This window comes from Chitinophaga sp. 180180018-3, assembly GCF_037893185.1.
In the GTDB taxonomy this organism is placed as follows: domain Bacteria; phylum Bacteroidota; class Bacteroidia; order Chitinophagales; family Chitinophagaceae; genus Chitinophaga.
In genome coordinates this window covers 3,468,909-3,494,652 of sequence record NZ_CP140772.1, presented here as the reverse complement: position 1 = coordinate 3,494,652, position 25,744 = coordinate 3,468,909, and the positions used below count along the sequence as shown (strand labels likewise).

Annotated in this window: 20 protein-coding genes and 1 riboswitch; of the genes, 13 read left to right on the top strand and 7 right to left on the bottom strand. The window is 44.2% G+C overall.

Going from position 1 to position 25,744, the window contains the following annotated elements; genetic code table 11:
* Positions 1–61 precede the first annotated feature (61 nt).
* The 3 genes from UNH61_RS13820 (at position 62) to UNH61_RS13810 (ending at position 4,871) form a co-directional block, all read left to right on the top strand.
* Complete coding sequence (locus UNH61_RS13820) at positions 62–703, top strand: ABATE domain-containing protein (RefSeq protein ID WP_326992532.1); 642 nt, start codon at positions 62–64, stop codon at positions 701–703.
* Positions 704–977: 274 nt separating this feature from the next.
* Positions 978–2,432, top strand: coding sequence for a hypothetical protein (locus UNH61_RS13815; protein WP_339071200.1), 1,455 nt, complete (start codon positions 978–980; stop codon positions 2,430–2,432).
* Between the two features lie 255 nt (positions 2,433–2,687).
* Complete coding sequence (locus UNH61_RS13810; protein WP_326992530.1) at positions 2,688–4,871, top strand: bifunctional alpha,alpha-trehalose-phosphate synthase (UDP-forming)/trehalose-phosphatase; 2,184 nt, start codon at positions 2,688–2,690, stop codon at positions 4,869–4,871.
* A 109-nt stretch (positions 4,872–4,980) separates the two neighbouring features.
* Here the strand turns inward: UNH61_RS13810 and UNH61_RS13805 are convergent, their stop codons facing one another.
* Positions 4,981–6,762, bottom strand: a complete 1,782-nt coding sequence (locus UNH61_RS13805; protein WP_326992529.1) for a glycoside hydrolase family 15 protein — start codon at positions 6,760–6,762, stop codon at positions 4,981–4,983.
* 204 nt (positions 6,763–6,966) lie between these two features.
* Here UNH61_RS13805 and glk point away from each other — a divergent pair, with 204 nt between their 5' ends.
* From glk to UNH61_RS13790, 3 genes are all read left to right on the top strand, one after another.
* Complete coding sequence (glk, locus tag UNH61_RS13800; protein WP_326992528.1) at positions 6,967–8,022, top strand: glucokinase; 1,056 nt, start codon at positions 6,967–6,969, stop codon at positions 8,020–8,022.
* 12 nt (positions 8,023–8,034) lie between these two features.
* A riboswitch (Fluoride riboswitch) is annotated at positions 8,035–8,105 on the top strand.
* A gap of 42 nt (positions 8,106–8,147) precedes the next feature.
* Positions 8,148–9,434, top strand: coding sequence for a voltage-gated chloride channel family protein (locus tag UNH61_RS13795; protein ID WP_326992527.1), 1,287 nt, complete (start codon positions 8,148–8,150; stop codon positions 9,432–9,434).
* 61 nt (positions 9,435–9,495) lie between these two features.
* Entirely contained in the window at positions 9,496–9,933 is a 438-nt protein-coding gene (locus tag UNH61_RS13790; RefSeq protein WP_326992526.1) for a VOC family protein, read from the top strand.
* 76 nt (positions 9,934–10,009) lie between these two features.
* Here the strand turns inward: UNH61_RS13790 and UNH61_RS13785 are convergent, their stop codons facing one another.
* Positions 10,010–11,119, bottom strand: coding sequence for a zinc-binding alcohol dehydrogenase family protein (locus UNH61_RS13785; RefSeq protein WP_326992525.1), 1,110 nt, complete (start codon positions 11,117–11,119; stop codon positions 10,010–10,012).
* Positions 11,120–11,432: 313 nt separating this feature from the next.
* On the opposite strand from UNH61_RS13785, the gene UNH61_RS13780 reads away from it, so the two are divergent.
* From UNH61_RS13780 to UNH61_RS13755, 6 genes are all read left to right on the top strand, one after another.
* Positions 11,433–11,660, top strand: a complete 228-nt coding sequence (locus UNH61_RS13780) for a class IIb bacteriocin, lactobin A/cerein 7B family (protein WP_326992524.1) — start codon at positions 11,433–11,435, stop codon at positions 11,658–11,660.
* 49 nt (positions 11,661–11,709) lie between these two features.
* Positions 11,710–11,907 (top strand): hypothetical protein, encoded by a 198-nt coding sequence (locus UNH61_RS13775; RefSeq protein ID WP_326992523.1) that lies wholly within the window; start codon positions 11,710–11,712, stop codon positions 11,905–11,907.
* Between the two features lie 281 nt (positions 11,908–12,188).
* Complete coding sequence (locus UNH61_RS13770; RefSeq protein WP_326992522.1) at positions 12,189–13,358, top strand: HlyD family efflux transporter periplasmic adaptor subunit; 1,170 nt, start codon at positions 12,189–12,191, stop codon at positions 13,356–13,358.
* Positions 13,359–13,403: 45 nt separating this feature from the next.
* Positions 13,404–15,542, top strand: coding sequence for a peptidase domain-containing ABC transporter (locus tag UNH61_RS13765; RefSeq protein ID WP_326992521.1), 2,139 nt, complete (start codon positions 13,404–13,406; stop codon positions 15,540–15,542).
* A gap of 29 nt (positions 15,543–15,571) precedes the next feature.
* Positions 15,572–18,751: a lantibiotic dehydratase gene (locus tag UNH61_RS13760; RefSeq protein WP_326992520.1), complete on the top strand. Its 3,180-nt coding sequence runs from the start codon at positions 15,572–15,574 to the stop codon at positions 18,749–18,751.
* 5 nt (positions 18,752–18,756) lie between these two features.
* A complete protein-coding gene (locus UNH61_RS13755; protein WP_326992519.1) occupies positions 18,757–19,074 on the top strand; it encodes a hypothetical protein in 318 nt (105 codons plus the stop codon).
* Here the strand turns inward: UNH61_RS13755 and UNH61_RS13750 are convergent.
* The 5 genes from UNH61_RS13750 to UNH61_RS13730 all read right to left on the bottom strand — a co-directional run bounded on the left by UNH61_RS13750 (position 19,064) and on the right by UNH61_RS13730 (position 24,804).
* Positions 19,064–19,465, bottom strand: coding sequence for a (deoxy)nucleoside triphosphate pyrophosphohydrolase (locus tag UNH61_RS13750; protein WP_326992518.1), 402 nt, complete (start codon positions 19,463–19,465; stop codon positions 19,064–19,066). The genes UNH61_RS13755 and UNH61_RS13750 overlap by 11 nt on opposite strands.
* Positions 19,452–20,330, bottom strand: a complete 879-nt coding sequence (locus UNH61_RS13745; RefSeq protein WP_326992517.1) for a YDG/SRA domain-containing protein — start codon at positions 20,328–20,330, stop codon at positions 19,452–19,454. The genes UNH61_RS13750 and UNH61_RS13745 overlap by 14 nt, the downstream gene beginning before the upstream one ends.
* A 464-nt stretch (positions 20,331–20,794) precedes the next feature.
* The gene (locus UNH61_RS13740; RefSeq protein WP_326992516.1) at positions 20,795–22,390 is read right to left on the bottom strand and encodes an MFS transporter; all 1,596 of its coding nucleotides are present in this window, start codon (positions 22,388–22,390) and stop codon (positions 20,795–20,797) included.
* Between the two features lie 2 nt (positions 22,391–22,392).
* The gene (locus UNH61_RS13735; RefSeq protein WP_326992515.1) at positions 22,393–23,466 is read right to left on the bottom strand and encodes an HlyD family secretion protein; all 1,074 of its coding nucleotides are present in this window, start codon (positions 23,464–23,466) and stop codon (positions 22,393–22,395) included.
* A 3-nt stretch (positions 23,467–23,469) separates the two neighbouring features.
* Positions 23,470–24,804, bottom strand: coding sequence for a TolC family protein (locus tag UNH61_RS13730; protein ID WP_326992514.1), 1,335 nt, complete (start codon positions 24,802–24,804; stop codon positions 23,470–23,472).
* A gap of 86 nt (positions 24,805–24,890) precedes the next feature.
* On the opposite strand from UNH61_RS13730, the gene UNH61_RS13725 reads away from it, so the two are divergent.
* Entirely contained in the window at positions 24,891–25,682 is a 792-nt protein-coding gene (locus tag UNH61_RS13725; protein ID WP_326992513.1) for an AraC family transcriptional regulator, read from the top strand.
* The last annotated feature ends 62 nt before the right edge of the window (positions 25,683–25,744 follow it).

Below are 25,744 nucleotides of genomic sequence, written 5' to 3'. Positions count from 1 at the left end.
ACTAATTTTACTGGTTAATAATTTCTGCTACCTTTGTTTTATCCAATAAAATCATCCTGAAATGGCTACCCGGAAATCCATTGATCAGCTCCGTTTGGACGGCGGAGTATTGTGTCTTGATTTTATCAACACCATCGACAACCGGAAGAAAAAAGAGTCCGTTGATTATCTTGATAGCTATGCAGGCTTGTTGAAATGGTATCAACATGCCGGGACGCTATCTCCCAAAATTCTCCATACGCTCGAAAGACTGGGAAAAGATTATCCGCAGAAAGCGGCCATGGTTTTTGAGAAAAGTATCCGTTTAAGGGAATTGTTGCATCAGCTATTTGTGGCGATGGCAGGCGGCAGGAAACCGGCGGCAACAGATCTGCTGCAATTTAACAACTACCTCAGCGAAGCATTCGCGAACCTGGAAATGACCTGGCAGGAAGGGAATGGTAAACTCATTTTCAATGCACCCGCTTTGGAACAGGTGTATTGGTGGCTGGTGAAATCGGCCGTGGAGCTTTATACCTCCGGCAGGCAGGCGGCCATTAAGGAATGTCCGTCCTGTGGCTGGCTTTTCCTGGATAATAGCCGCAATGGTTCCCGCAAATGGTGCAGTATGAGCACCTGCGGAGATGTGGATAAAGTGACGAGGAGAGTCAGGAATAGAAAATATGAAATTAAGCAACAACGCGATGCCCCTGGTGACAAATAAGCCCCACACAAATAGCCTCGCCAGCTGAATATTGCGCTTTGCCGGCCATCTGATTGCTGGCTGAAATAAGGCGTTGAAAAAAAATCCCCAGGCACTGCACCTGTTAGCTTTATTTGGTGTCTTATATAGTATAAGCAATACTATCTGTTATGTTAGCACCGGAAAGTTCCGCAATTGAAGGACAAGCACCTGGTAGCAATTGCCGGAAGGTGAAGAAGACCTTGTATTGCAGCTGTTTTTATTTAGAATGATTTGTTAACTAAACACTACTAATATGATGTCCGTTTTGAAATCTACAACAAGGCTATCCTGGGTCGCTGGTGTAATGCTGCTGGCCATTTCCTGCCGCCAAAATGAATTGGAGAAAATTAGCAAACGTGGAGATCTGTCACTTGCCAGCACTGTTACAGCTCCTTTACCATTTTCGACGAACCTGTTGTTCGACCAGCAGGGACATAGCCAGTTCAAGGCAGATGTGGCTGCCAATAATGGTGTACAGAACTTGTATGATACAGCTTCAAATGCCGCTTTGTCGTATACGCCTACCGGATACTCATCGATCTACAGTGTTTCCGGAGCTGCCGCAGCTGCAGGGGCCGATGGTAACAGGCTGATGGCCCTGGCATTTAAGTCAGAAGCAACTGATGATTCAGTAGCCAGGCAACCATACCTGGACAAGGCAGCGCAAATACTAAAAGCCTGGGCTAAAGTGAATGTACAATCGTGGCACAGACCAACAGAAACAGGGTTTCTACCATTCTATGAAGCTTATTCAGTAGTACGTAGCTCTTTCAGGCAAACGGACCGGGATACCGTTGACGGCTGGATACTGAGGAGGGCTACGGTGGGCGCCTATAATATGACATTACAGGATGGAAATACCGTTAATCAGGTAAATAACTGGGAAGCAATTCGTATTTGTTTTCTGTTCTATTCCGCTTATATTCTGAGCGACAATTCGTTGCTCTCAACAGCAAAGTCGTCTTATAGCACTTTTTTAGACAACTATCTCCTGTCCGGTGGTAAGACCACCGATTTTGTAGATCGCGATGCAGTAATTTACCTGCAATATGGGCTGCAATATGTTGCATTTACTTTGAGAGCGGTATATTCCATGGAAGGGAACACTGCCGGAAATACGCTCAGGGATAAAACCAACAAGATCGGCTTAAAGTTGGGAAATGCCATTAGCTTTTGGGAAACGTTTCTCTGCGGGCTTTATCATATGGACTTTGCGAACTCTATGTTTACAAGTGAGCGTACCACAAGGCTGGCGCGCTATAACCCTACCGGAGGTGTGTATGCACTGGACGTATGGCTTAAACCATATCCGAATCAATTGTACCCTTACATAAAAATGTTGGATGCTTCCAACGCTGGCCGTTTTAAGAATTTTACCCGGTATGTGAGTTTGCTGAATACTCCAAATACCGTAACGACGCCAGACACCTTAAGGGTCCAGGTTTACCAGAATTGCCAATACGGTGGTTATATGGTTGCATTGGCTATCGGCGGATATCCCACCGGGGTATTCCCAACAATAGGTATAAAACCGAATGATCTATCCAGTGTTAAGACACCTGCCGGGCGCCTCGCAATTTTGTATAACAGTAATTTTGCTGATTCAACTGCAGGGGGAAAGAATTATACAGTGTCTGCAAGTACACCTTGCCTGGTTGGTACTTTTAATGACATGACTAATTCTATTATCGTCACTAATACCTACTAATGAGATAGTATACCGAAGCAGCATGTTGCCTGGGTGGCAGCATGCTGCTTTATTTGGGGGATGAAAATCTGTAATGTAACAACCACGCCTTCACCCAAAACAATGATGCCGACTGTTGGAAAACTTAGTGCTGTAGTTCCTCCGACACTATGATTCTGTATCCTCTATTCTTAATTCTTTCGTTTGGGTTCATTTTTTGTTCCATAGCATCAGTCCGGATGAATGTATTTAGATAATAGATTATATAAACTGACTATGCGAAAGACCATTATTGTATCGAACAGACTACCGGTTAAGATGACGGAAACCGACGGAGATTACACACTGATACCCAGTGAAGGAGGGCTGGCAACCGGCCTCGGATCTATCTATAAGGAAGGTAATAATATATGGATAGGCTGGCCGGGACAAGAAGTCACAGAGCAGAAAGAACAGGAGAAAGTGGCTAAGGTACTGCGTAAAATGAACCTGATGCCGGTTTTCCTGACTCAGGAGGAGATCAACAATTTTTATGAGGGCTTTTCCAACGAAACACTGTGGCCTGTTTTCCACTATATGGCCGTTTATGCCCACTATGACCAGGTGTATTGGGACGCCTATTATCAGGTAAATAAAAAATTCCGGGATATTATTATGAAAGTAGCGGAGCCCGGCGATACAATCTGGATACACGACTATCAGCTACTCGTGTTACCGGGGATGATCCGTGCAGAAATGCCGGAGATCTCCATCGGTTTTTTCCTGCATATTCCATTTCCATCTTATGAGTTATTCAGGCTTCTGCCGTGGCGGACAGAAATACTGGAAGGCATGCTCGGCGCCGATCTGATGGGTTTTCATACGTTCGATGACACCCGGCATTTCCTGGACGCCGTTAGCCGCCTGCTGCCGGCAAACACGTCAGCGAATGTAGTTTCGTACAACGACCGCGCCATTGTAGCGGAAACATTCCCCATGGGCATCGACTTCGACAAGTATGCCGCAATGGGCCAGGATTCGGGGGTATTGCACCAGATGCAAACATTGAAAGAGAATTTCCAGCAGGAGCGTATGGTACTGTCGATCGACCGGCTGGACTACAGCAAGGGCATACTGCAACGCCTGCAGGCGTTTGAGCTGCTGCTGCAACTGCATCCTGAATATGCAGGCAAGGTGGTATTATATATGATTGTAGTACCATCCCGCGATACCGTGCCGCAGTATAAGGAATTGAGAGATGAGATAGATAAACAGGTAGGTAATATCAACGCTCGTTTCCGCACGCTGACCTGGCATCCGATTCAATATTTCTATCGTTCATTTCCATTGGAAACACTGTCTGCGCTCTACAACTTCGCCGATATTTGCCTTGTTACGCCTATGCGCGACGGCATGAATCTCGTCAGCAAAGAGTATGTAGCCAGCCGCAATAATAATGATGGCGTACTGATCCTCAGTGAAATGGCTGGTGCATCTAAAGAGTTGATTGATGCGATCATCGTAAATCCCAACAATATAGGAGCTATTACAAGAGCCATTGTGGATGCGCTGAACATGCCGCTCAAAGAGCAACAGCGACGGATGAAACAAATGCGTTCCATCGTCGCTAAATTCAATATCCATCACTGGGTGAAGTTATTTACGACCCGGTTGCAGGAAGTGAATGAAATGCAACAGAACATGCTTGCCCGGCGCGTGAACCAGGAAACCGCCGTATTGATCCGGCAGCAATATTCCCATGCTAAGAAGCGCATTATATTTCTCGATTACGACGGCACCCTGGTTGGTTTTCAGCCGGATATAGACATGGCCTCACCTGATCCGGATCTCTATCAGCTGCTGCGGGAACTGGCCGCTATCCCGGGGAATGACCTGGTGATCATTAGTGGCAGGAAGCATGAAACATTGGGGGAGTGGTTTGGCCATATGAAGCTGGATCTTATTGCGGAACATGGTGCCTGGCAGAAAACCAGGGAAGGAGAGTGGTATCAGTTACCCGGACTTAACGATAAATGGAAACAGGAAATCCAGCCCATCATAGAGCAGGTCGCCGACCGTACCCCAGGTTCTTTTATCGAAGAAAAGAGTTTCTCCCTCGTGTGGCATTACCGTAACGTAGAATCAGGCCTCGGAGAACAACGCGCCAATGAATTGATGACCACCCTCCGTTATTATACTGTTGATAAAGGTCTGCAGGCATTACCCGGTGATAAAGTAATAGAGGTAAAGAATATAGAGATTAACAAAGGCAAAGCAGCCCTCAGCTGGATGAATCACAAAAGATATGATTTTATAATGGCTATGGGAGATGACGTTACCGACGAAGACATTTTTAAAGCGCTCCCGCACAAAGCCATTACAGTTAAGGTGGGCAGTCAGGTGTCGGCCGCACAGTATTATCTGAGGAGTTATCATGAAGTGCGGCATTTGCTGAGAACCCTGAATAGAATTACGAATTAAAAATTACGAATTAGGAATTATGAGCGAAGACCTAAGCAAATAATAATAAATGATATTACTCGCTTAGGTCTTCGCTCATAATTCGTAATTCGTAATTTTTAATTCGTAATTACAAAAATATCGGCATATCCAGCTTCATCGCAATCCTATATGCAGCGTTCATTAATCCTACATGGCTGTACGCCTGGGGGAAGTTGCCCCATTGGCCGCCGCTTTCAGCGTCGACGTCTTCGCTGAAAAGGAGGAGGTGATTGGAATATTGGAGCAGGCGGTTGAATTCCTGTTGGGCTTCGTCCAGCCGGCCTACACAGGCAAGTGCTTCTACGTACCAAAAAGCGCAAACCAGGAAAGTGGTCTTGGGCTTACCGAAGTCATCGGAATGAAGATAGCGGTAGAAGAGCCCCTCCGGAGTTTTGAGCTCTCTTTCCAAGGCGGCGAGATGGTCGCGCGCTTTTTCAGAAGTCGGGTCCAGGTAGTTCATCATGATGAGCTGCAGGGTACTGGCATCGAGATGTTGACTACCTGCTGCATTGGTATATACTCTCCGTACAGGATCGTAACAGCTTTCGATGTGGGCGGCTGCTTTTTCTTTCAGCGCAATTGCCTTTTGCAGCAGCGTTTCGTTGCCAATAGTGCGTGCCATTTTCTCAGCAGCAGAACAGCCTGCCCATTGGAACAGATTCGTATAGCAATGGATGTTAGCCATATTGCGGAATTCCCATATGCCCGCATCTTTCTCATCAATCGTTCTTTCTATCTTCTTTAATAATAAATCCAGCCACCTGCCGGAATCTTTCCGCTCTGAAAATACGAAGCGGTGATCAGTATATAATGGTAGCATGGAAATCAGTACCTGTCCGTATATATCGTTTTGAATGTGCTCATAGGCCTGGTTTCCAATACGAACGGGTGTATTATTCATATAGCCGTCGAGGTGAGGCAGTATGGTTTCCGTCAGTATCCGCTCGCCGGTAATTCCATAAAGCGGCTGATAACGGAGGTCGTCGGAAAAGGATATATCCGTGATATAGCCGAAGTAGCGCTCCATTTCTTCAAAATGCCCGATGTGATTAAGCGCGGTAATAATATAATAGGAGTCTCTCATCCAGCAGTAGCGGTAGTCCCAATTGCGGCCACTGCCGGGAAATTCGGGTAAGCTGGTGGTGCTGGCGGCAATGACAGCGCCGGTATCTTCGAACTGGTGTATTTTAAGCGCCAGGGCCGACCGGATCACGTAGGGTTGAAAATAATTGGCGATAGAGGAATGCTTGATCCAGGTACGCCAATACTGGACTGTTTCCCGGAGAAACCGTTCGGCGGTACTAGCCAGTGGGGCTTCCAGCGGATGCCCATAAGTAAGTATCAGGTACTTGGTGTCGTTCAGCACAAAATATTCCTCGTCGATGATATAACTCACTGCGATGTTGGTGGTCAGCCGGATGCTTTCATCGCCTCCAACATATTCCACATGGCTGCTGCCTCTTCTGGGCCTGAGTTTACGGGCGCCGTAGTCGTATACAGGTTCGCATTTCACTTTAATCCTGGGCGACCCCTCCATGGGTTCTATTTTGCGGATCAGCATCAGTGGCTTGAAGAAGCGCTCGTATTGCATAAAGCGGGGCGCGAAATCGGTGATGCGATAGCTCCCGGCCGTAGTGGTAATTTCAGTACACAGGATATTGGTATTTTCCATGTAGAACTGGTGGGACGAATAACTTTCCTCAGGCAAAATGGAGAAAGTGCCGCCGCGTTTCTGATCCAGCAACCCGCCGAAGATAAAGCTGCTATCCATGCGGGGCCAGCAAAGCCAGTCGATATTCGTATTCTTGTTGATATGCGCCAGGAAGGCGCAGTTGCCGATAATTCCCGTCTGATACGTGTGTCTTTCCATATCGCATTTTGTTTGAATGGTACGGTTTCCCCGACGCAAAAGGTGTTCCAAGGCTTTAACCGTTAGTAAAATGTCTCGGATATCAAATTATTTTTAATATAACATCCTATTCGCCGCATTTTTACTAACGGCTAACAGCTAAAAACTAAAGACTGTTCGTAATTTCTTCAGATAAACCTTATTTTTAAACAAACTTCCTCGGCGATGCAAACACTGAAAAAGCAGTCATATCTTCCACGTTTTGTTGAACCGGCGCACGATGGCGACCGGAAAAGCTATTTGCTGGCTGGCGATTTGGGGGGAACAAAGACCAACCTGGCGTTATTCAGTATTCAGAATGGTGAATTAAACCTGATCAGGGAGGAAAAATATGCCTCCCGTGAGTATAAGAACTTTTCTGACATGATTAGGCAGTTTCTTGGTGAATGCCAGGATACGCCGCCTCAACGTATATGCATTGGCGTTGCGGGTCCTGTGGTCAGGGGAAAAGTAGAGCTGACTAATCTGAGCAGAGAGTTAAGTGAAGAGGAGATTCGCCAGGGGACGGGAATACAGGCAGTAGCGCTGATCAATGACCTCGAGGCCACCGCATACGGACTGGCTACTTTATCGTCGCAGCAGCTGACCACCTTGCACAGAGGAGCAGGAGACCATGCCGGTAATATGGCGATTATAGCTCCGGGAACCGGGCTGGGAATGGCCGGCTTGTACTGGGATGGAACATACCATCACCCGTTCCCGACAGAAGGAGGGCATACGGATTTTGCTCCCAGAACGGACCTTGATATTCTTTTACTCAGGTATTTACAGGAAAAATATGAAATCGTAAGCTGGGAGCGCCTCATCAGTGGTCCGGGTATACACGATATTTACCAGTTTCTGAGAGATATCAAAGGGATGGAAGAGCCTTCAGCACTGAAAGCTGCGATGGATGCCGGCGATCCTTCTGCGGAGATCAGTAAGGCTGCGCTGGAAGGAAAGGTACCGGTATGTATGAAAACAATGGAGTTATTTGTACGGTATCTGGCGAGAGAATCATGCAACCTGGTGTTGAAAATGAAATCAACCGGTGGACTGTTCCTGGGAGGAGGGATTCCTCCGAAGATCGCTGTTATGCTGGAAACCGGGGAGTTCTATCATCACTATCTGCAGGGCGACCGGATGGCGGAATTATTAGCCAGCACGCCTGTACATATCGTCAATAATGATAAGACGGCTTTATGGGGAGCAGCATTTTATGCTGGATTATTAAAAGAATAAATGTATTTTTGTTTGACAACAGGAAATGGTGTCTTCCTGACCCAAACCGGCAGCTCCCGCTGTCTGATGGCGCCTACAAATATTTGATGGTACAGGATACCATTCTTTACTGCTATTTGTAGGATATGAAAAAAACGAAAACTTTTCCGGAACAATTAACGGTTGCTTATCAGTTGCTGAAATGGACTGTATTGGTAATTCCAGTTGCGATTGTTGTAGGTTCGCTGGTAGCATTGTTTCTATGGCTGCTCGACCAGGTAACGCATATCCGCTGGGAGCATGAATGGTTGTTGTACCTGTTGCCGGTGGCGGGTGTGCTGATTTACTGGTTATACCGGCTGGCAGGGAAGCAGGCGGAGAGAGGTAATAATCTTATTATGGAGGAGATACACCAGCCCGGTGGCGGGGTCCCTGCACGTATGGCGCCGCTGGTGTTACTCACCACCATTATTACTCATTTATTTGGTGGCTCTGCGGGCCGTGAAGGAACAGCCGTTCAGATCGGAGGTAGCATGGCCGGTTTGATAGGAAAGAAACTGGGCCTATCGGTGTTGGATATACGAATATTGCTGACAACCGGTATCGCCGCGGGTTTTGGAGCTGTGTTCGGTACACCGCTGACAGGAGCGGTGTTTGCACTGGAAGTATTGGCCATTGGAGTAATGCGCTATGATGCCCTGATTCCCTGCCTGATAGCAGCCGTGTTTGCAGATATTGTTTGCAGTGCCTGGGGCATACATCACACCCATTACCAGATCACTTATACCGGGAAAGCGTTGATGGAGGCGGTACCATTCATTCATATAGACGGCTGGTTACTGGGCAAGGTGATTGTTGGCGGAGTGGCTTTCGGCCTGAGTAGTTTTCTTTTCTCCAAATTGATACACAGCATCAAAGCTAACGCAAACGACTATATTAAAATTCCCTGGCTGGTTCCTGTAGTGGGGGGCGTTATGATTATTGCACTAAACTACCTGGCAGGTACCTCCGATTACCTGGGACTCGGCGTCAGTAGCAAGTCAGCAGATGGCATTAGTATCCTCGCTGCGTTTGACCCTAACGGTCACATAAATAACTGGAGCTGGCTCTGGAAACTGGTTTTCACGGCAGTTACCCTGGGCATGGGTTTCAAAGGGGGAGAGGTGACCCCACTGTTTTTTATTGGCGCCACCCTGGGCCATACACTGGCGTTGTTACTGGGCGCACCGGTAGATCTCTTTGCCGGTCTTGGTTTCATTGCCGTTTTTGCCGGAGCTACCAATACTCCGATTGCCTGCACACTGATGGGTATTGAATTATTTGGCACCACACACGTGTTGTATTTCGCGGTGGCCTGTTTTACGGCTTATTATTTCAGCGGACATTCGGGGATCTACAGTGCCCAGCGCCTTGAGGTAAGGAAACTTCATTAACAAGGCACTAACAATTTTCTCAGTACCTTTTTAAGAATGATCGTCCTGTTACATTTGCATCATGACAAATATAACAGGAATACATCATGTAGCTATACAGGCAAAAGATTACAAAGCTACTATCAGATTTTATGAGGCGCTTGGCCTGGAGCCTTATCATCACTGGACTTTGCCGGAGTTCAATATCGAATATGCAGCTTTGCTGAGGATTCCGGGCACCAACAGTTTCATCGAAATTTTTGACCAACATGCAAACGTTGCTGCACAGGGCCGGAGAAGACAACCTGGCGAAGAGCCGGTGGCTGGAGCATTGCTGCATCTGGCACTAAATGTTGTGGATGTAGTGAAAGCTTATGAGGATGCACTGGCAGCCGGTGCAACGAGTTGTATAGCGCCATCAGTGTTGTTGTTGGGAGATCCCCCGCTGGAAGTGCACAACGCACTGGTGTATGGAGTGGATGGCGAGGTGATTGAATTTGTGAACGTCTTTAGCCTTTAGTCTTTAGAAAAATGCAGCAAAGTATAGTACTTCTAATACAAGATCATCTTCGCTGCATTTTTCTAAAGGCTAAGCACTATCTATATTTGAAAACAACTTTCCCGAACTTATCACGCGCAACAAACGATCTCTCAAAAAAACGGGCTATATCATTTTCTATCACTTCATCCAGCAATACAGGTAATTTCTGTTGCTCAAACAGCTTGATTGATTTTTCAAGGTGTTCTGAACTACCCAGGCAATTCCCGATAATTGAAATATTAGCAGTCAGAATATGCTGGAAATGGCTCGAGTTGATGATCTGTTCGGAGAATTTCACCTGATCGGAAATACCGCAATATATATACTTTCCGTTCATCGCCATAACGCTCAAACATTTCAGCAGGTTTGAATCGGCAAATGGATCTATCACATAATCAAACCTGCCATGACGGATAATATCTTCCCTGATTGCTGGTATATCAATTAAACTATCTTTTGACTGCGCAGGTATCAGGAAAATGTTATTTAGCCCCAAAGCTCTGAGCCGGGGTATAAATTGATCATTTCTGCAAATACCGGAAATATTTCTGAAGCCAAGTCCATGCAACATATTCAGTACGAATAAAGAGGTACTGCTATTAACGCCTGTAATTAATATTCTTCCGTTCTCATTGATCTGAAGCCGGTCGATCATGGCATATGCAGTTTGTGCGCCGATCGTAAAAGCAGCGCCGATCTCATCCTGCATCACGTTTGGTATGCTCACTAGTTTCTCTGCATGAAATATCTCGTATTCATTAGAAGCACAATTAGTGGCCACTCCGGCGGCAACCTTCGGGTGAGGTGATGGATAGAAAGCATTCGGAATAACCCGGTCGCCCTTCTTTAGATGTGTAACATCATTCCCTGTTTCCACAACGACGCCGCAGAATTCTGACCCAATAGGTCGAAATTTTATTTCCTTTCCGGCTTCATTGATCTTCTGTTGCGCAAGGATCATATATGCTATATCACGGTAATTGCAGGAAAAAGCTTTCTTCTGCACCAAAACATGATCTGTCTGTTTGTGTGGGTCGAATGCAGGTTCCGGACGTTCGATCAGTGCGAAATGTATCGGTTGCCCGTGGAGTTCAGTGGAGCCGGAAGCAATACATGAATCATATGATAAATGGAAATCGTTGGGACAAATAACTAAACTTCTCATGAGTTAAAAAATATAACAAGGTTGTTAACCACAATAATAAATAAAAAAACACAAGACAGATCAGGTTCTCCGGATATTTATGTAATCATATTTTTAGCGCGCTGAAAATATTTATGAAAAAAAATTTGTTTTTTATTGACAGGATATACTATTTTAGATCTGCTGCATAAATATAGCGGCAACTAATAACCCTGAACCCAAAAACAAAAACCTGAGCACGTATATGTTAACTATAAACGCGTAATTTATCTGTCCGATAATAAAGTCTGTAAGCTTACACATTGTTATTTCTTAACCAAAAAAATCAAAAAAAATGTACAATCCCACATTGGAACTCCAGAGCGTACCTTTTGTAGCAGTACCTTCTAAACAAGCTTTAATGCAAAAACGCACAGTTTCCGAACTTTCTGAAAAAGAAATGCTCGAAGTTGACGGCGGCACTACCGTTCTTTGCGCTGTCGCTGCCGGCGTTGGCATTGCTGCAGGTGCAGCTGCTATTGGCTACTACTGTGGTAAGGCGCTTTATTACGCGACTCACTAAGCCCCACAGGTTTCTGTTTAATTACACGTTTATTCAAAAACTTTGATTTATGGAAAAAGAATTGGTATTCAACAAACCCAATATGTCACAACCCATGTTTGAAAAAAGAACAGTAACCGAGTTATCTGACGACCAGATGGAAATGGTTGACAGCGGCGGAAGCTGGACAATCACCCTCGTTGCTACTTCACTTTTTTGTGTAAGCGTTTATGTGGGTTATAAAGAAGCTGAGGCTAATGCGAAATAGTTAGCAACTGCTTCTTCAAACCACGACAAACCAATTAATCAAAGTTAAACTACTCTTATATGGATTTTCTTAAAAGAATATCGTTTGATAATAATAGTGATTTTGCACAGATTATTTGTGTAGTCGTTATTTTGATATCAGTTAGTTACATTGGCTACATGATGGGGAAATTCCTCTGGTATGTAATGCATTAACTAAGCAGCTTTTCGTGAAATAGAAAAGGCCGGATAAATTATCCGGCTTTTTCTTAAATCTATGCAGGGTTACTATAAGAGTATAATATGAATAATCATCCAGCGGCAGAAAAAAAGGTATTGTTACTAAATGCAGAAAAAGACAGTTTTTCTTACCTGAGTACACTTTCTTCGCGCTCTAATTTTCTCTATAATTTCCTGCTGTTTGTTGTGATCGCAATAGTAGTGCTGCTTCCGGTGATCCGTGTTGATGTGACCACATCGTCTGCTGCTACTGTACAATCCATCAAGCTTAAGGAGAAGGTGATTGCGCCGGTGGCAGGCAAGATCGTTAAATTGAATATTACTGATAACGTAAACGTAAGTAGAGGTGACACCCTGCTGGTAATTAATAATACGGCTGTCAGAACTGAATTAATGCTGACGCAGGGCAGGAAGTCGATCATTGAAGAATCCCTGTACGATATCTCTTTAATACTTCGCTCATTATCTCATGATTCACTGTTGAACTTACACACCAGCCAATACCAGGTGGCCTATCAAAATTACCTGGATCAGAAGAAGCAACTGGTCTTCAAACTGGACAGAATCACTAAAAGCTATGAGCGTAACAAATGGCTTTTTGGCGAGAAGGTAATCTCTTCTAACGAGTTTGAAGAGTCGCAGTTACAATATAACCAGGCACGGTCGGATATGGATTTACTGGCCAGCAAATTCAAGTCACAGATGGAAACCGACAGGTATCAGTATACAACAGAAAAAAGCAACCTGAATATCAAGGAAAACCAGCTGGTAGAGCCAATCACCAATAGTATTGTCATCGCTAATACAATGGGGATTGGTTTTAAAGCAGAGGGAATACAACAGGGTTCTTTTGTACAACCAGGACAACAACTCGCTGAAATAGTACCTGATACTGGTTTGATAGCAGCCTGCCTGGTACAGCCAAAGGATATCGGCTATATCAAAACGGGGCAGCCCGTGAAAATACAAATTGATGCCTACAACTATTACGACTGGGGCACTTTGAAAGGCGCTGTTTTTGAGATCTTCAAAGATGTGACTGTTGTCAATAATCAGCCGTATTATATGGTGAGATGCAAACTGGATAAAAATTATCTGCAACTGAAAAACGGTTATAAGGGAAGCCTGATCAAAGGCATGACAGGCAAAACCTTTTTCTATGTCGGGCGCAAAAGCTTGTGGCAGCTGGCCTTTACGAAAGTAAATGATTGGTTTAGCCCCGAACAGAATTAAACCGCATAAAAAGAATATTTAAACTTAGTGCATTGAGATAATTATATGCGAGGAGTAAAAATACAACAGCATGATCCCATGGATTGTGGAGCGGCGGCTTTGGCTAGTATCAGTGCCTACTACAAGTTACAGATACCGATTGCGAGAGTAAGGCAATACGTAAATACCGACAGAAGAGGTACTACTTTGTTGGGGCTTGTAGAAGGTGCCAGGCGCCTGGGGTTTGAGGGAAAGGGTGTAAAAATTGAAAAGGACGGGAAGTTTCCGGAAATTGCCCTGCCAGCTATTGCGCATGTGCTTGCTCAGGGGAAATATCCACACTATATCGTCGTATATAAGGCGGCTAGAGACAAGATCCGGATAATGGATCCCGAAAAGGGAGACCTGAAGACGATCACCTTGCAAAAGTTCTATGAAGAGTGGACGGGATTCATGGTATTGTTGAGGCCCGGCGAAAACTTCGAAAAGAAAAAAATAGGAGAGTCGCACTGGAGTAAATTCTGGCAAATCGTAAGCCCTAATAAAGGCAACCTGTTTCAGCTTGGCCTCGGCGCACTTCTTTATACAGTACTTGGGCTTGCTACTTCTATCTATATAGAAAAGATCACCGACTATGTACTGCCGAATTATAACGGGAACCTGATGAACCTGTTGAGTATCGCTCTTATACTTATTACAGGCATCCAGCTGGTGATAGGTATCCTCAGGGGAGTACTCAATATCAAGGTCGGACAGATCATCGATGTGAAACTGATATTAGGCTACTACAAGCAATTGACAGAATTGCCGCAGTCGTTTTTCAATAATATGCGGACCGGTGAAATCATCAGCCGCATCAATGATGCTATCAAGATTCGCACTTTTATCAATGATGTAGCGGTGACTTTCCTGGTGAACATATGTATTGTTGTGTTTTCATTTATCCTGATGTTCACCTACAATGTGAAAATGGCGTTGATCTTATCAGTTAGCCTTCCATTCTACGCCCTGCTCTATTTTATATCGAACCGGCTGAATAAGAAAACAGCGCGAACCGTGATGGAACGATCTGCCCACCTGGAAAGCCAGCTGGTGGAAAGTGTGAATGCGATGGAAACCATCAAGGTGTTCAATCTCCAACAATTCTCTAATCTAAAAACAGAAGAAAGTTTTGTTGATCTGCTGAAAGGCATTTACAAAGTTTCCGTTAATAATCTCAGGATCTTTTTTGCAGGAGACGTCTTCTCTAAGTTGATGACTATTGTATTGTTCTGGGTAGGTACTTACTATATTTTTAAAAACAACCTGACCCCGGGAGAGCTGTTCTCACTTTATTCGTTAATCGGATATTTTACCGGCCCTATTGCATCTATTGTAACATCTAACCGGTCTATACAGGAAGCATTGATTGCGGCCGACCGTTTGTTTGAGATAATGGATCTTGAAAAGGAATCGGATGATGACAAGATCAGTTTGAAGTCGGGCGTACAAAAGATCCGTTTCGAAAATGTTCATTTCAGGTACGGTTCCCGCGCTAAAGTGTTGAATGATTTGTCTTTCAGCATTGAGCCCGGAACAATCACAGCCCTCGTAGGTGTTAGCGGCTCCGGCAAAAGTACCGTCATTTCCCTGTTGCTGAAATTATATAACATCGATAACGGCAAAATATTCATCGGGGAGTTTGATCTGAAATACGTAGCTACCGAATCCTTACGTAGTGCCATTAGCGTTATACCACAAACCGTTACACTGTTTGCCGGTAACATCATTGAAAACATCGCTGTAGGCGATCCCTCCCCGGATATTGAAAAAGTAGTGGGTATCTGCAGACAACTGGAATTGCTGGAATTTATTGAAACGCTCCCTGGTGGTTTTCTCACCTATATCGGCGAAAATGGCACCAATCTTTCGGGGGGACAAAAACAGCGATTGAGTATAGCCCGGGCATTGTACCGTGATTTCGATATCCTGGTCATGGACGAAGCAACTTCTTCCCTGGACAGTATCAGCGACAGGGTTGTTCAAAATGTCATCATCGACCTGAAAAAAAATAATAAAACAATCATCATAGTTACCCACCGGTTACGCTCCATCATGAATGCAGATAAGATTATTGTCATTAAAGACGGCACCGTTGAGGAGCAGGGTGTTCATGATGATCTGGTAACAATGAATGGCTATTATTCGCAGTTGTGGAATCAATAAAGGTATCATCTCAAAACAGATAAATCGACATGGCAAAATCTCCTATTAAGTTTTTGGATGAAGTTATCGTGCGGTCGCCGATCCTGCCACTCAGGCCGGCTTTCAGAGAAGAAGACATCGACCGGCTGTTGAATGATGATTTCTTTTTAGAAGCTATTTATATCGCATCACCTGTACTGTACAAGGAATGCCTGCTTTATAAACAAGGGTTAATCAAAGAGGAAAAAGACAAGCAAAAGATCATCAATGGTTTGCTGCGGTATTATTCCAGGATGAGCACACGTTGTACGCCTTTCGGGTTATTTTCAACCGTGGGTGTCGCGCGTTTCAATAAGATCAATGACAGCGACGTTCCGGAAACGGCAAAAAAAGCAACGCTGTACCGGCATACACGCCTCGATATGTATTTCCTGCAACGGATGACCGGCCTTTTTTTACAAATGCCATATCTGGCCAAATACATCTTATTTTTTCCGAACAACAGTATCTATCCTGCCAATAAAGAGATCCGGTATATTGAATACACTTATCTCCGGGAATTCCGTCAATCGAAAATATCTGCGATTGTTCAAAACCAGTATATCACGAAAGTATTGGCGTGCAGCCGAAACGGGATTACCAAAGATGAACTGACAAAAGTTATCATCGCTGAAAACGTTGATGAAACTGCTGCAACGCAATTTGTAGAAGAGCTGATCGCATCGCAGGTATTGATATCTGAGTTTGAAGTGGCAACAACCAACGAGGAGGATTACATTTTACAGGTAATCAGGCATTTGACAAATATTTATGAAAGATCAGAGAACTGGTATGCTTTGAGTATACTGGATATTCTCAATAGCACAGTTGCAGATCTAAAAAAGTTGGATGAACAACCAGCCAACAGAGTGGAAGAATACCAGCGCATCATCGATAAAATCAGGATGCTGCAGCCAGTTATTGTGGAAGACAAAACCTTTCACGTAGATGCCTACAGGCGCTATGATACAACAACAGTACCTATTCGGGAATCTATAAAGAAAGAATTGACTGAGGCGCTTCAATTTATGCTTGAGCTGAATGGAGGGAGTGTGATGTTTAATAACAATATCGAGAAGTTTAAATCGAAATTTACAAGCAGGTATGATACGGCGTTTGTGCCATTGGTAGAAGTATTGGATACGGACCTGGGCATAGGTTATCCGGTAAACAAACAAAAGAAGAGCTCTCCATTAGTAGATGATATTCCGCTGGGCAATGGGGGAGAGGGGGGAGGCAGACAGGTAGAGCTGTCTCGGGTAGAAAACTGGTTGCTGGAAATCCTGAAGCAGCCCGGTAATCAACACAGGCAAAGTATACACCTGGATAAATGTAGTCCGCCACAAGGATATAAGCCTGGGAATGTTGACTGGAGTCAGTTGCCGAGGTCAATATCGGCCATCTTCAGGTTACAGGATGATGAACGTCAAACCGTTTTTGCAGAATTCTTTGGCGGTCCGTCTGCTGCACAACTACTGGCAAGATTTACTTATGGAAATAAGGAGATCAGGGATGTTGCGGAAAAGATTGTTGAACATGAAGAAAGTGTAATAGAGAATGCTATATACGTTGAAATAGTACATTTACCGGATGACCGGATTTCGAATATTCTTATGTATCCCGGTTTCAGACGATATGAACTGCCTTATCTGGCCATAGCCTCCACTGATCAAAAGAACGTCATTCCAATCAATGATATTTATGTAAAGGTGGCGTTCAATCAGATCATTCTTTTTTCTAAATCGCTGAACAAAAGAATCATTCCCTGCAAAACACATATGCATACGCATAGCTCCCTGAACAGTCTGCCGCTGTATCATTTCTGGGGCGACTTGCAACAGGAATACAGCAACAGGCTGATCGGGTTCTCCATCAACACGATTTCATCACTGCTGAATTTTGTGCCCCGGATCTGTTACAAAGAAACAATTCTGTCGCTCGCAACCTGGAATCTACCTATGCAGGCTATCAGTGAGTTGGAAAATGAGAAAAAGGAAAAGCTGGCTGAAAAAGTGGCGAAGCTTAGAGCGCAATATAATATCGCAGAGCGGGTTTTATACATCGACCGTGACAATGAGCTGTACGTCGACTTTTCTGATCTGAGATCCGTTAATAACTGGTTAAAGGTCATCAGGAATAAAACTGCCGTTGTATTGAAAGAGGTGCTTTGGAAAAATGAAGAACGAGCAGTGCCTCGGTATAATCATCAATATGTAGCCACGATATTAAATACTACAAAGATCAGGGTAGCAGACGTTCCTTTTGACATCGCGGATTTGCCACAAAGAAATTTTGGGTTAGGCAGTGAATGGCTTTATGTAAAACTTTATTGTGGCATTAGTTCAGCCGATCTGATTCTCAGTGAAGTCATTCATCCGATGATGAACAAGATTGCCCAATCAGGGCTTGCTTCCAAATGGTTCTTTATAAAATACCAGGATCCGGATTATCATATCAGGCTTCGTTTCCTGCTAACAAGCCCGGATAAGGCAAGTGAGCTGTCGCGCCTCATAAATGCAGACATCTCTGAATCAGAATACGGCAACCTGATCTGGAAAATACAACCCGATACTTACTCCAGGGAAATTGAACGGTATGGATCAACATCTATGGAAATATGTGAAACCATATTTTTTATCGATAGTTTGTTCGCGTTGCCTGTTATTGGCTACTTACAGCGCAAGAATAATCCCAACCTGGCATTTCTAATCGGGTTGAGGCTCACAGATGATCTGCTGGCAGATCTCGGATTAACGCTACAGGAAAAAATTAATTTTGTAGATGCCGTAAGGAAGGAATACCAGAAAGAGTTTGAGCCTTCCATGAAGAAAATCAACGAAAAATACGCCTTGCATAAAAAAGACATAGCAGACTTGCTGAATAGAGAAAATGATCATACCGGGAAGTTCAGAGAAATCATCCCATTATTTAAACAGCGTAAAGCGGCGTTAAAAGAGGCACTGCAGGCAATTCTGGCACTGAAAGAAAAACAACAGCTGACAGTTGATCCATTCAGCCTGATGTCGAGCCTGGTGCACATGATGCTGAACAGATTGATCACGCATAAGGAACGGTTGCATGAACTGCTGGGATATGAATTTTTGTATATGCATTACAATGCTGTCCGATACACCGCGAAAAATCCGGATGTTAAAATCGGAGTCGGCGATCAACAGGAAATTAATCTATAATGGACATGAAGGGAACAATTATATTAAACCAGGATCGCGTATTTTTTGAAGAACCATATGGTGTTTTATATAAGCAATCCTCAGGAGATATCGTGAGAATATCTGACTACAACTGGATTAACTCGTTGATACTTTTTTTCATTTATTCCAATGCAAAAAAGAATGATCCTACGACGGTTAATGATGTGGTAGATTTTTTTGATAAGTCGCAGATATTTTATCTGCAGAAAAATCCTGTGCCGAAAAGAGCGGATGTGGAGGGAATTGTGTTGGAGTTGGTACAGGCGTTGGCGAGGAATGAGTATGTGGTAATTAAGGAGTAACATTAGAAGATGCTACAAGTTCATTAGCAATAGGTATATCGGCAGGAGCCAAGTTCCAGGTATTCAGGGAACGTTGGTTTACCCATTCGTATTGATCATGATCAGTTAACCTGTAAGTAGCTTCTTCAAATGTACAGATATACGAAATAAGCCTGATGGTAAAAGCATCATAGTGGTGAGTAATTGTTTTAAAATGTCGATCCACTGTGACTTTCATGCCAAGTTCTTCCTGTAGCTCACGACGTAGAGAATCTTCTTCCTGTTCACCAATTTCTACTTTGCCCCCAGGAAATTCCCAATAGCCCCCCAGGAATTTATTAGGTTTCCTTCTACAAAGAAGAATTTTATTACTCTTGAAGATAATACCGCATACAACCTCAATTATAGCCATGATGATCTCGATGATATTTTAAGTTAGATTTATTGATGCTATGACCCTTACGAATCGCTAATTCTCCTGATAAAACGCCGATTAATTGTAGTTGATCATTAATTGAAAATAATCCCTTGTCGAGCATTACGTGGTGATTAGGACAAAGGCAGATGACGTTATTAGGATTATCATCCCCATTATGAGGGCGGCCGAGTGGTCGTATATGGGCGCCTTCAGCATATCGTCCCGATGGAGTGACGATGGCGAACCCACATACTTGGCATTTACAATCATATAATTTTTTGATATCGCGAGTGATACTCGTGTCCCGCATAATGCGCAAGATAGTTCCTTGTTTTCGCCGACTGACCCGTTGGCTATAATCTAATTCATTTTGTTCTGGAGTAGACCTTGATTCACTATCTCCACTATACAACAGACGAAATCTACAAATTGTAAATCCGCTTTGGCCTATTTCTTCCCAGGCATCAACTACACTATATAATCCAGCGTATTGATATCCTTTTTTGGGAGAAAAATCGGATTTATGAGTATAACCACGGATGACCCTAACAGGTAATCCTTGATCGCAGCTTCGACGTAAAGCTGCATTCCCTCTATTATCCCAGGTTTGATCCTCTATTTGTTTCCCGGTGTTGGGATCATTCCCGCCAGCTCCAGTATATATAATTTCATCACCATAATCAAAGTCATCTTCATAACCACCGGATAAAACAATTGCCGCAGCACCATCCCGTACATTTCCGTCAATCCCAGAGCCCCAGCTTCTGTGAAAACTCGTCGGCATCATTTCTTTTCGGTCTTTAAAATGATGGCCTTCTTTAATGTTATCAATTTCTCCAAATATAATGGGTCTAGTCATCACTAGCGAGGTTTAGTAAAATTTCTTGTCTTGCAACGATAATTACTGATAATAGGGGAATAAAAATGAGGGATTAATAATCACATCTTAATACCTAAAATCAGTTTTGTCTTTTTCTGTCAATGGGTAATGAAAGTTTTAATTTCTGCTGGCGAATTTCAGAAAGAAATTTTGATTATCATAAATATAACGAGTTATGGGTAAATATAGATGTCGATGTGCAGGTTGGAGCCGAACAAGGCGGCGAACAGGCAGTGTGCTTATAAATAATTAGATCAGTTGAACGGTGTTTTAAAATTCCTATAATTTATATTATGTTAAATACAATATTCAACTAAAATAGAGAAGATTATCAATTACTTCCCTTTTACATACGTCCAATTCTTTAGAATTAATAGAAAACTCTGGCTATTTAACCTATACCCCATTGCCAAAGCATGAAGCCAGATTAATCTACATCCCCCTTACACCGTTGCCGCCGCCGGTTGCTTCGCCTTCACATTAATAATCGTCCTGTTAATATACGGCGTCATCACAATCAACAACATCAGCAACAGAATAAATACCGCCGTCACTTCATAATAATCCATCGCATACTTCAAAAACGCCTGCTTCTGGATAGCTCTATCCAGCAACCCTGGCGCCAACTTTGACGCCTGATCTGCCATCAGCCCGCGCGACTGCAACGCCACCTGATATGTATGCAGCCTCTCCGGCAAACCATTATCGATCCTGGAAATCCCGTCGCTGAGCCGCATGCCATGAATTTTACTGTAGTACAAAGAGAAATAATTGATCAACGCCGTGCTCAATGCAAAAAAGGCAAAGCGGATAAAAACACCGGAGGTAGATGCCGACACGCTGAGAGCATCCGGCACCGATGAAATGATGAACAACACAATTGGCGTCAGTAGCATCCCCGCGCCAAGGCCCTGAATGATAAGCGGCAGTATAAAAGTCGATTGATCCGCTTCTGACGCGAACAGGAAATACATGCCTCCATGAAAGACCAGCAGCAGGAAGAATCCAACCAGCCAGATAAACTGCAATGGCCGTTTCTTTACCATCAGTCTCGCTGAAATACTCACTCCAGCCACAATTCCCGCGAGATTATAGCCCAGCAACTCATACGTGTGAATCGGATCCATACCCAATACCGTTGAAAAATAACCGGTTGTTATATTAAATGCGCCCCTGATCAGATAAAGACCTCCCAATAGCATGATGCCGAACAGAAACGTTTTGGACTTAAATACACTAACATTGATAAATGGTCGCTTCTGATGCTGCTGGCGGATTACAAATACCATCGCCAGGAAAATGATTCCAACGATGCTCCACACAATGCGGGCATCTTCCAACCAGTAATACTGCTGTCCGTATATAAAAATGTAGCCCAGCAGAATCAGCATCGGCGAATAAAGCAGGAAGCTGGTCCAGTCGAGCTGATAAAGGGGTACTTTCCTTACCAGGTGCACACGGTTCATCAACAGCAGCAACAAAATAGCCCCGGGTACAAATGCGTATATGTTCATCTTGTATAATACGTTGTACTCATTATCGTCTACCAGCTGCGCAGTGACCAAAGATGTCAGAGACCCGGAACACAGGATCATTCCATAAAAAATAGCGTAGCCCACTTCCCTAGCGTGCTCAGATTTCAAGCGGCTAAAAAGCAATGTCAGACAAATACTCGTCACCCCGCAATTGATCATTCCCTGCAGAAATCTGCAAATGAAAAGCACCGGTAGCTCACGTGTATGATAACACCAGTACGTCACAAATACCTGGCTGACCAGGCAGATAAGAAAATACTCCTTCGTAGCCACGCGGCTGAAGAATCTTTTTTCCAATGGCGTGAAAGCCACGAGGGCAGCGTAATACACCAACATGGAAAATTGTATGTCCTGGGGTTCGGCTCCATAAAATCCCGTAGCTGCGTTAACGTTAGCCGTCGACAAGGCGAACAGCATCACTGTTGGAAACAGTACCAGGATGATCGTTAATCTTATCAACCACTCAGGTACCCACGACCTGAACACCTGTTTGCTATGTCCCATAATTATTGACGCTCTTTTGCAACGGATACATTTACATTCATACCGGCAGACAAGTCCCGGAGCTCTGTCGGACTGCCTTCCAGGCGGATACGTACCGGTATCCGTTGGGCTATTTTTACGAAGTTACCAGTAGCGTTATCCGGCGGCAGTAACGAAAAACGGCTTCCGGTGGCACCGGACAGCGATTCTATTTTGCCTTTCAGTTTCTTTCCCGGAAAGGCATCCACTATAATGCTGGCGGTTTCGCCAACATGCATATGACGTATCTGCGTTTCTTTAAAATTCGCAACCACCCATTTGCCTGCTTCCCAGTCAACAATATAGGCCATTACCTGTCCGGCCTGAACCAGCTGCCCTGGCTGTATAGTACGGCGCCCCATCTTGCCGTCGTACGGAGCAGTGATAATAGTATAGGAAACATTCAGATCGTTCTTTGTTACCACCGCTGCTCTTCGTTTGATCTCTGCATCTAATGCGCTCTGCTGTACTTTTGCATCATTGATCTTTGCCAGGGAAGCCTGATAGGCGTCCACCGCCGCATTGTAATCTGAGCGGGCTACCGCCAGCGCTGCTTCTACACGCTCTAACTGTTGCCTGGTGGCCGATTCTTCGTCGAATAATTTCTTATACCGATCGTATTCCTGTTCCTGGTGTACCAGCTTTGCCTTTGCAGCGGCTATCTGCGACTGATACACTTTCGCAGTTTGCGTCGATGTATTCACATTGCTGGCAACGATTGTCTGCTGGGCTTTGGCATTCAATAAAGATGCTGCTGCTTCCTGCTGTTGAGCCGCATACTCGCTGTTATCAATGATTACCAGGGTATCTCCTTTCTTTACTGCCTGGTTTTCTTCGTAACGTATTTCTTGTATATAACCTGTTACTTTGGCTACAACCGGATTGATATATTCATCGACCTGTGCATCGTTGGTATCTTCAAATTGCCATTGATACAACATCGTTCTTATTCCCCATATCGCCAGGCCTACTACTACCACTGAGGCAATGATGGTAGTTACTCTGGAGATGATCCTGTCGGTTTTATTCGTAGATGTGTTAGTGTTCGTTTTGCTCATATATTAAAGGTTGCCTGTTGCTTTCAATAATTGATAGTATTGTAATTGTGCAGTTACCTGGGCGGTAGTCAGATCAAAGCGGGATTGCAGCAGTTGTGTTTCTGCATCCAGCAGATCCGTTAACAGCGACAACTGATTGAAGTAGGTATTATTGACGATCCGGAAATTCTCTTTTGCCTGAGCGATATTATCTTCCGCCACGTGTATTCTTGTAAGGGCTTCTGTGTAACGCAGATACGCTTCCTTCACCTGTTCACGCACTTTGTCGTTGATATCGGCATGCTCTATCTCCTGCCGTTCCAGGTTTAGTTTTGCTTCCTGCTTTTTATGCCTGTTCTGATATAAGGCCGAAATGGGCATGGCTGCTTTTACGCCTACCTGGCCAAGGCCATACATGGCAATAGAATAAGGATAGAACATGATCTGCGGATAGGTATAAGCATATTCAGCAAAGAAGCCTGCTTTCGGGAGAATATTACTCTTTACTTCTTTCAGTTTCAACGCGCTCAACGCAGTTTCTTTCTCTGAAATTTTAAACTCATACGAATGTTCATACGCATCTGCCAGATAATCTTCGTAGGTGCGTGCCTGTGAGCTACCAATGTCAAGAGTGTCAACGACTACCTGGTTATCGGTACTATCAGGTTGCCCAATAAGGATATTCAGTCGCTGGTTGGCGATCTGAATGCCATTCCTGATTTCCAGTAAGGTCATTTTTTGTTTGGATAACTTCAACTCGGCGCGCAACAAATCACTCTTCAGCACTACGCCGTTGCGATGAAGGGCGCAGATTTCCTCCAGCTCTTTTGTTCGTTCGGCAATATCCTGCAACATTACTTTTTCGTATATACGTCCACGGTATACGTCGAGGTACAAGGCTGCAGCACGATAGCGCACATCTTCTGCAGTGAGCTTCTTCTGCTCCTCCGCCAATGCGGTTTCTGTCTCCCGAACCTTAATCTCCCTGGTAGTTTTTCCTCCATTATATACATTCAGGTAGGCATCTGCCCCAACTTTATAAAAACCATGCACGACCGGAAACTGCGAAGGGGCATGAAAAAGACCATCTTCATAGATAGCCAGATTAGATACACGGGCATACAGCCCTTCTGCTTTTACTTCGGGCAAACGTTCATCCCTGGCGGCCTGGGTGCGTTCGTTCATACTCTTTACCCGCAGCTCCTGCATCTGCAGCTGCTTGCTGTAAACTTCCGCCTTCTTCCATACATCCGTTAACGTTAGGGTACTTTTTTCGGGGTTCTGGCTCATAGCGGCACTGGCGCAGAAAAGTGTCATGAACACTGTTCCCGTCAACCACTTATTACTAATTATAAACATACTTATGGTGATGAGAATGCAAAGTTCTTATCAACGTAATTATTTTATTTTCTATAAATTGCCATAAAATTGTTAGATCCGGCCAAATGAATAATAATCCAGCTCTGATTTTAGAAAACGTAGATGCCATACCGGAATCTGCTTATGTATGGCATTGGAAAACTGAACATCACTTCCCCTTTCATAAACATAATAACAAAGGACAACTCACCTATGTTGAAGGCGGTGCCGCTTTTTTATACACCCGGGATAAAACTTACTTTCTGCCTGCACGGCATTATATGTGGGTACCTGCAGGAGTAGAACATTATTTTCAACACCGGTACCCCTCGAACTTCGTGCGGACGATCTACTTTTTCAACGAGCCGGAGGATAAAGACGATCCCTTTTATACCAGAACAGGGATTTATCCGGTCGGCAACCTGCTGCTGGAAATGATTCTTTATACGGCCAAATGGGATGGAGATATAATGCCGGATGACAGACGCTATGTTTTCATCAAGGCGATCAAATATATGTTGCCAAAGATCAGCCAGGTGCCGCTTCCCATCACGCTTCCCACTACCGACAATCCGAGGTTGCAGCCTGTCCTGAAATATATACAGGAAAACCTGGGCGAACCACTTACCCTCGAATCTGTCGGACACCAGTTCAACTACAGTGAGCGCACGCTGACCAGGTTGTTCAGATCGGCCATGGATATCTCCTTTTTTCAATATCTGAAGCTGGCCCGGATGATCAAAGCTATGGGCTACCTGCTGGAAACACAGAAAACCATCAGTGAAATAGCCTGGGACACAGGATACAACAGCGTTTCCGCGTTTAGTAATACCTTCTTTAAACTGGTGGGAAAACGGCCCAGCGATTTTCAGCAATGACCGGCCGTTCATAGAAAGTATTTGAATTTATCCCGGTTTTACATAATCTTTAAGTTCAATCA

Coding starts and splice junctions, on each gene's coding strand:
- UNH61_RS13820 (WP_326992532.1), top strand. CDS start 62: ATGGCTACCCGGAAATCCATTGATCAGCTCCGTTTGGACGGCGGAGTA.
- UNH61_RS13815 (WP_339071200.1), top strand. CDS start 978: ATGATGTCCGTTTTGAAATCTACAACAAGGCTATCCTGGGTCGCTGGT.
- UNH61_RS13810 (WP_326992530.1), top strand. CDS start 2,688: ATGCGAAAGACCATTATTGTATCGAACAGACTACCGGTTAAGATGACG.
- UNH61_RS13805 (WP_326992529.1), bottom strand. CDS start 6,762: ATGGAAAGACACACGTATCAGACGGGAATTATCGGCAACTGCGCCTTC.
- glk (WP_326992528.1), top strand. CDS start 6,967: ATGCAAACACTGAAAAAGCAGTCATATCTTCCACGTTTTGTTGAACCG.
- UNH61_RS13795 (WP_326992527.1), top strand. CDS start 8,148: ATGAAAAAAACGAAAACTTTTCCGGAACAATTAACGGTTGCTTATCAG.
- UNH61_RS13790 (WP_326992526.1), top strand. CDS start 9,496: ATGACAAATATAACAGGAATACATCATGTAGCTATACAGGCAAAAGAT.
- UNH61_RS13785 (WP_326992525.1), bottom strand. CDS start 11,119: ATGAGAAGTTTAGTTATTTGTCCCAACGATTTCCATTTATCATATGAT.
- UNH61_RS13780 (WP_326992524.1), top strand. CDS start 11,433: ATGTACAATCCCACATTGGAACTCCAGAGCGTACCTTTTGTAGCAGTA.
- UNH61_RS13775 (WP_326992523.1), top strand. CDS start 11,710: ATGGAAAAAGAATTGGTATTCAACAAACCCAATATGTCACAACCCATG.
- UNH61_RS13770 (WP_326992522.1), top strand. CDS start 12,189: ATGAATAATCATCCAGCGGCAGAAAAAAAGGTATTGTTACTAAATGCA.
- UNH61_RS13765 (WP_326992521.1), top strand. CDS start 13,404: ATGCGAGGAGTAAAAATACAACAGCATGATCCCATGGATTGTGGAGCG.
- UNH61_RS13760 (WP_326992520.1), top strand. CDS start 15,572: ATGGCAAAATCTCCTATTAAGTTTTTGGATGAAGTTATCGTGCGGTCG.
- UNH61_RS13755 (WP_326992519.1), top strand. CDS start 18,757: ATGAAGGGAACAATTATATTAAACCAGGATCGCGTATTTTTTGAAGAA.
- UNH61_RS13750 (WP_326992518.1), bottom strand. CDS start 19,465: ATGGCTATAATTGAGGTTGTATGCGGTATTATCTTCAAGAGTAATAAA.
- UNH61_RS13745 (WP_326992517.1), bottom strand. CDS start 20,330: ATGACTAGACCCATTATATTTGGAGAAATTGATAACATTAAAGAAGGC.
- UNH61_RS13740 (WP_326992516.1), bottom strand. CDS start 22,390: ATGGGACATAGCAAACAGGTGTTCAGGTCGTGGGTACCTGAGTGGTTG.
- UNH61_RS13735 (WP_326992515.1), bottom strand. CDS start 23,466: ATGAGCAAAACGAACACTAACACATCTACGAATAAAACCGACAGGATC.
- UNH61_RS13730 (WP_326992514.1), bottom strand. CDS start 24,804: ATGTTTATAATTAGTAATAAGTGGTTGACGGGAACAGTGTTCATGACA.
- UNH61_RS13725 (WP_326992513.1), top strand. CDS start 24,891: ATGAATAATAATCCAGCTCTGATTTTAGAAAACGTAGATGCCATACCG.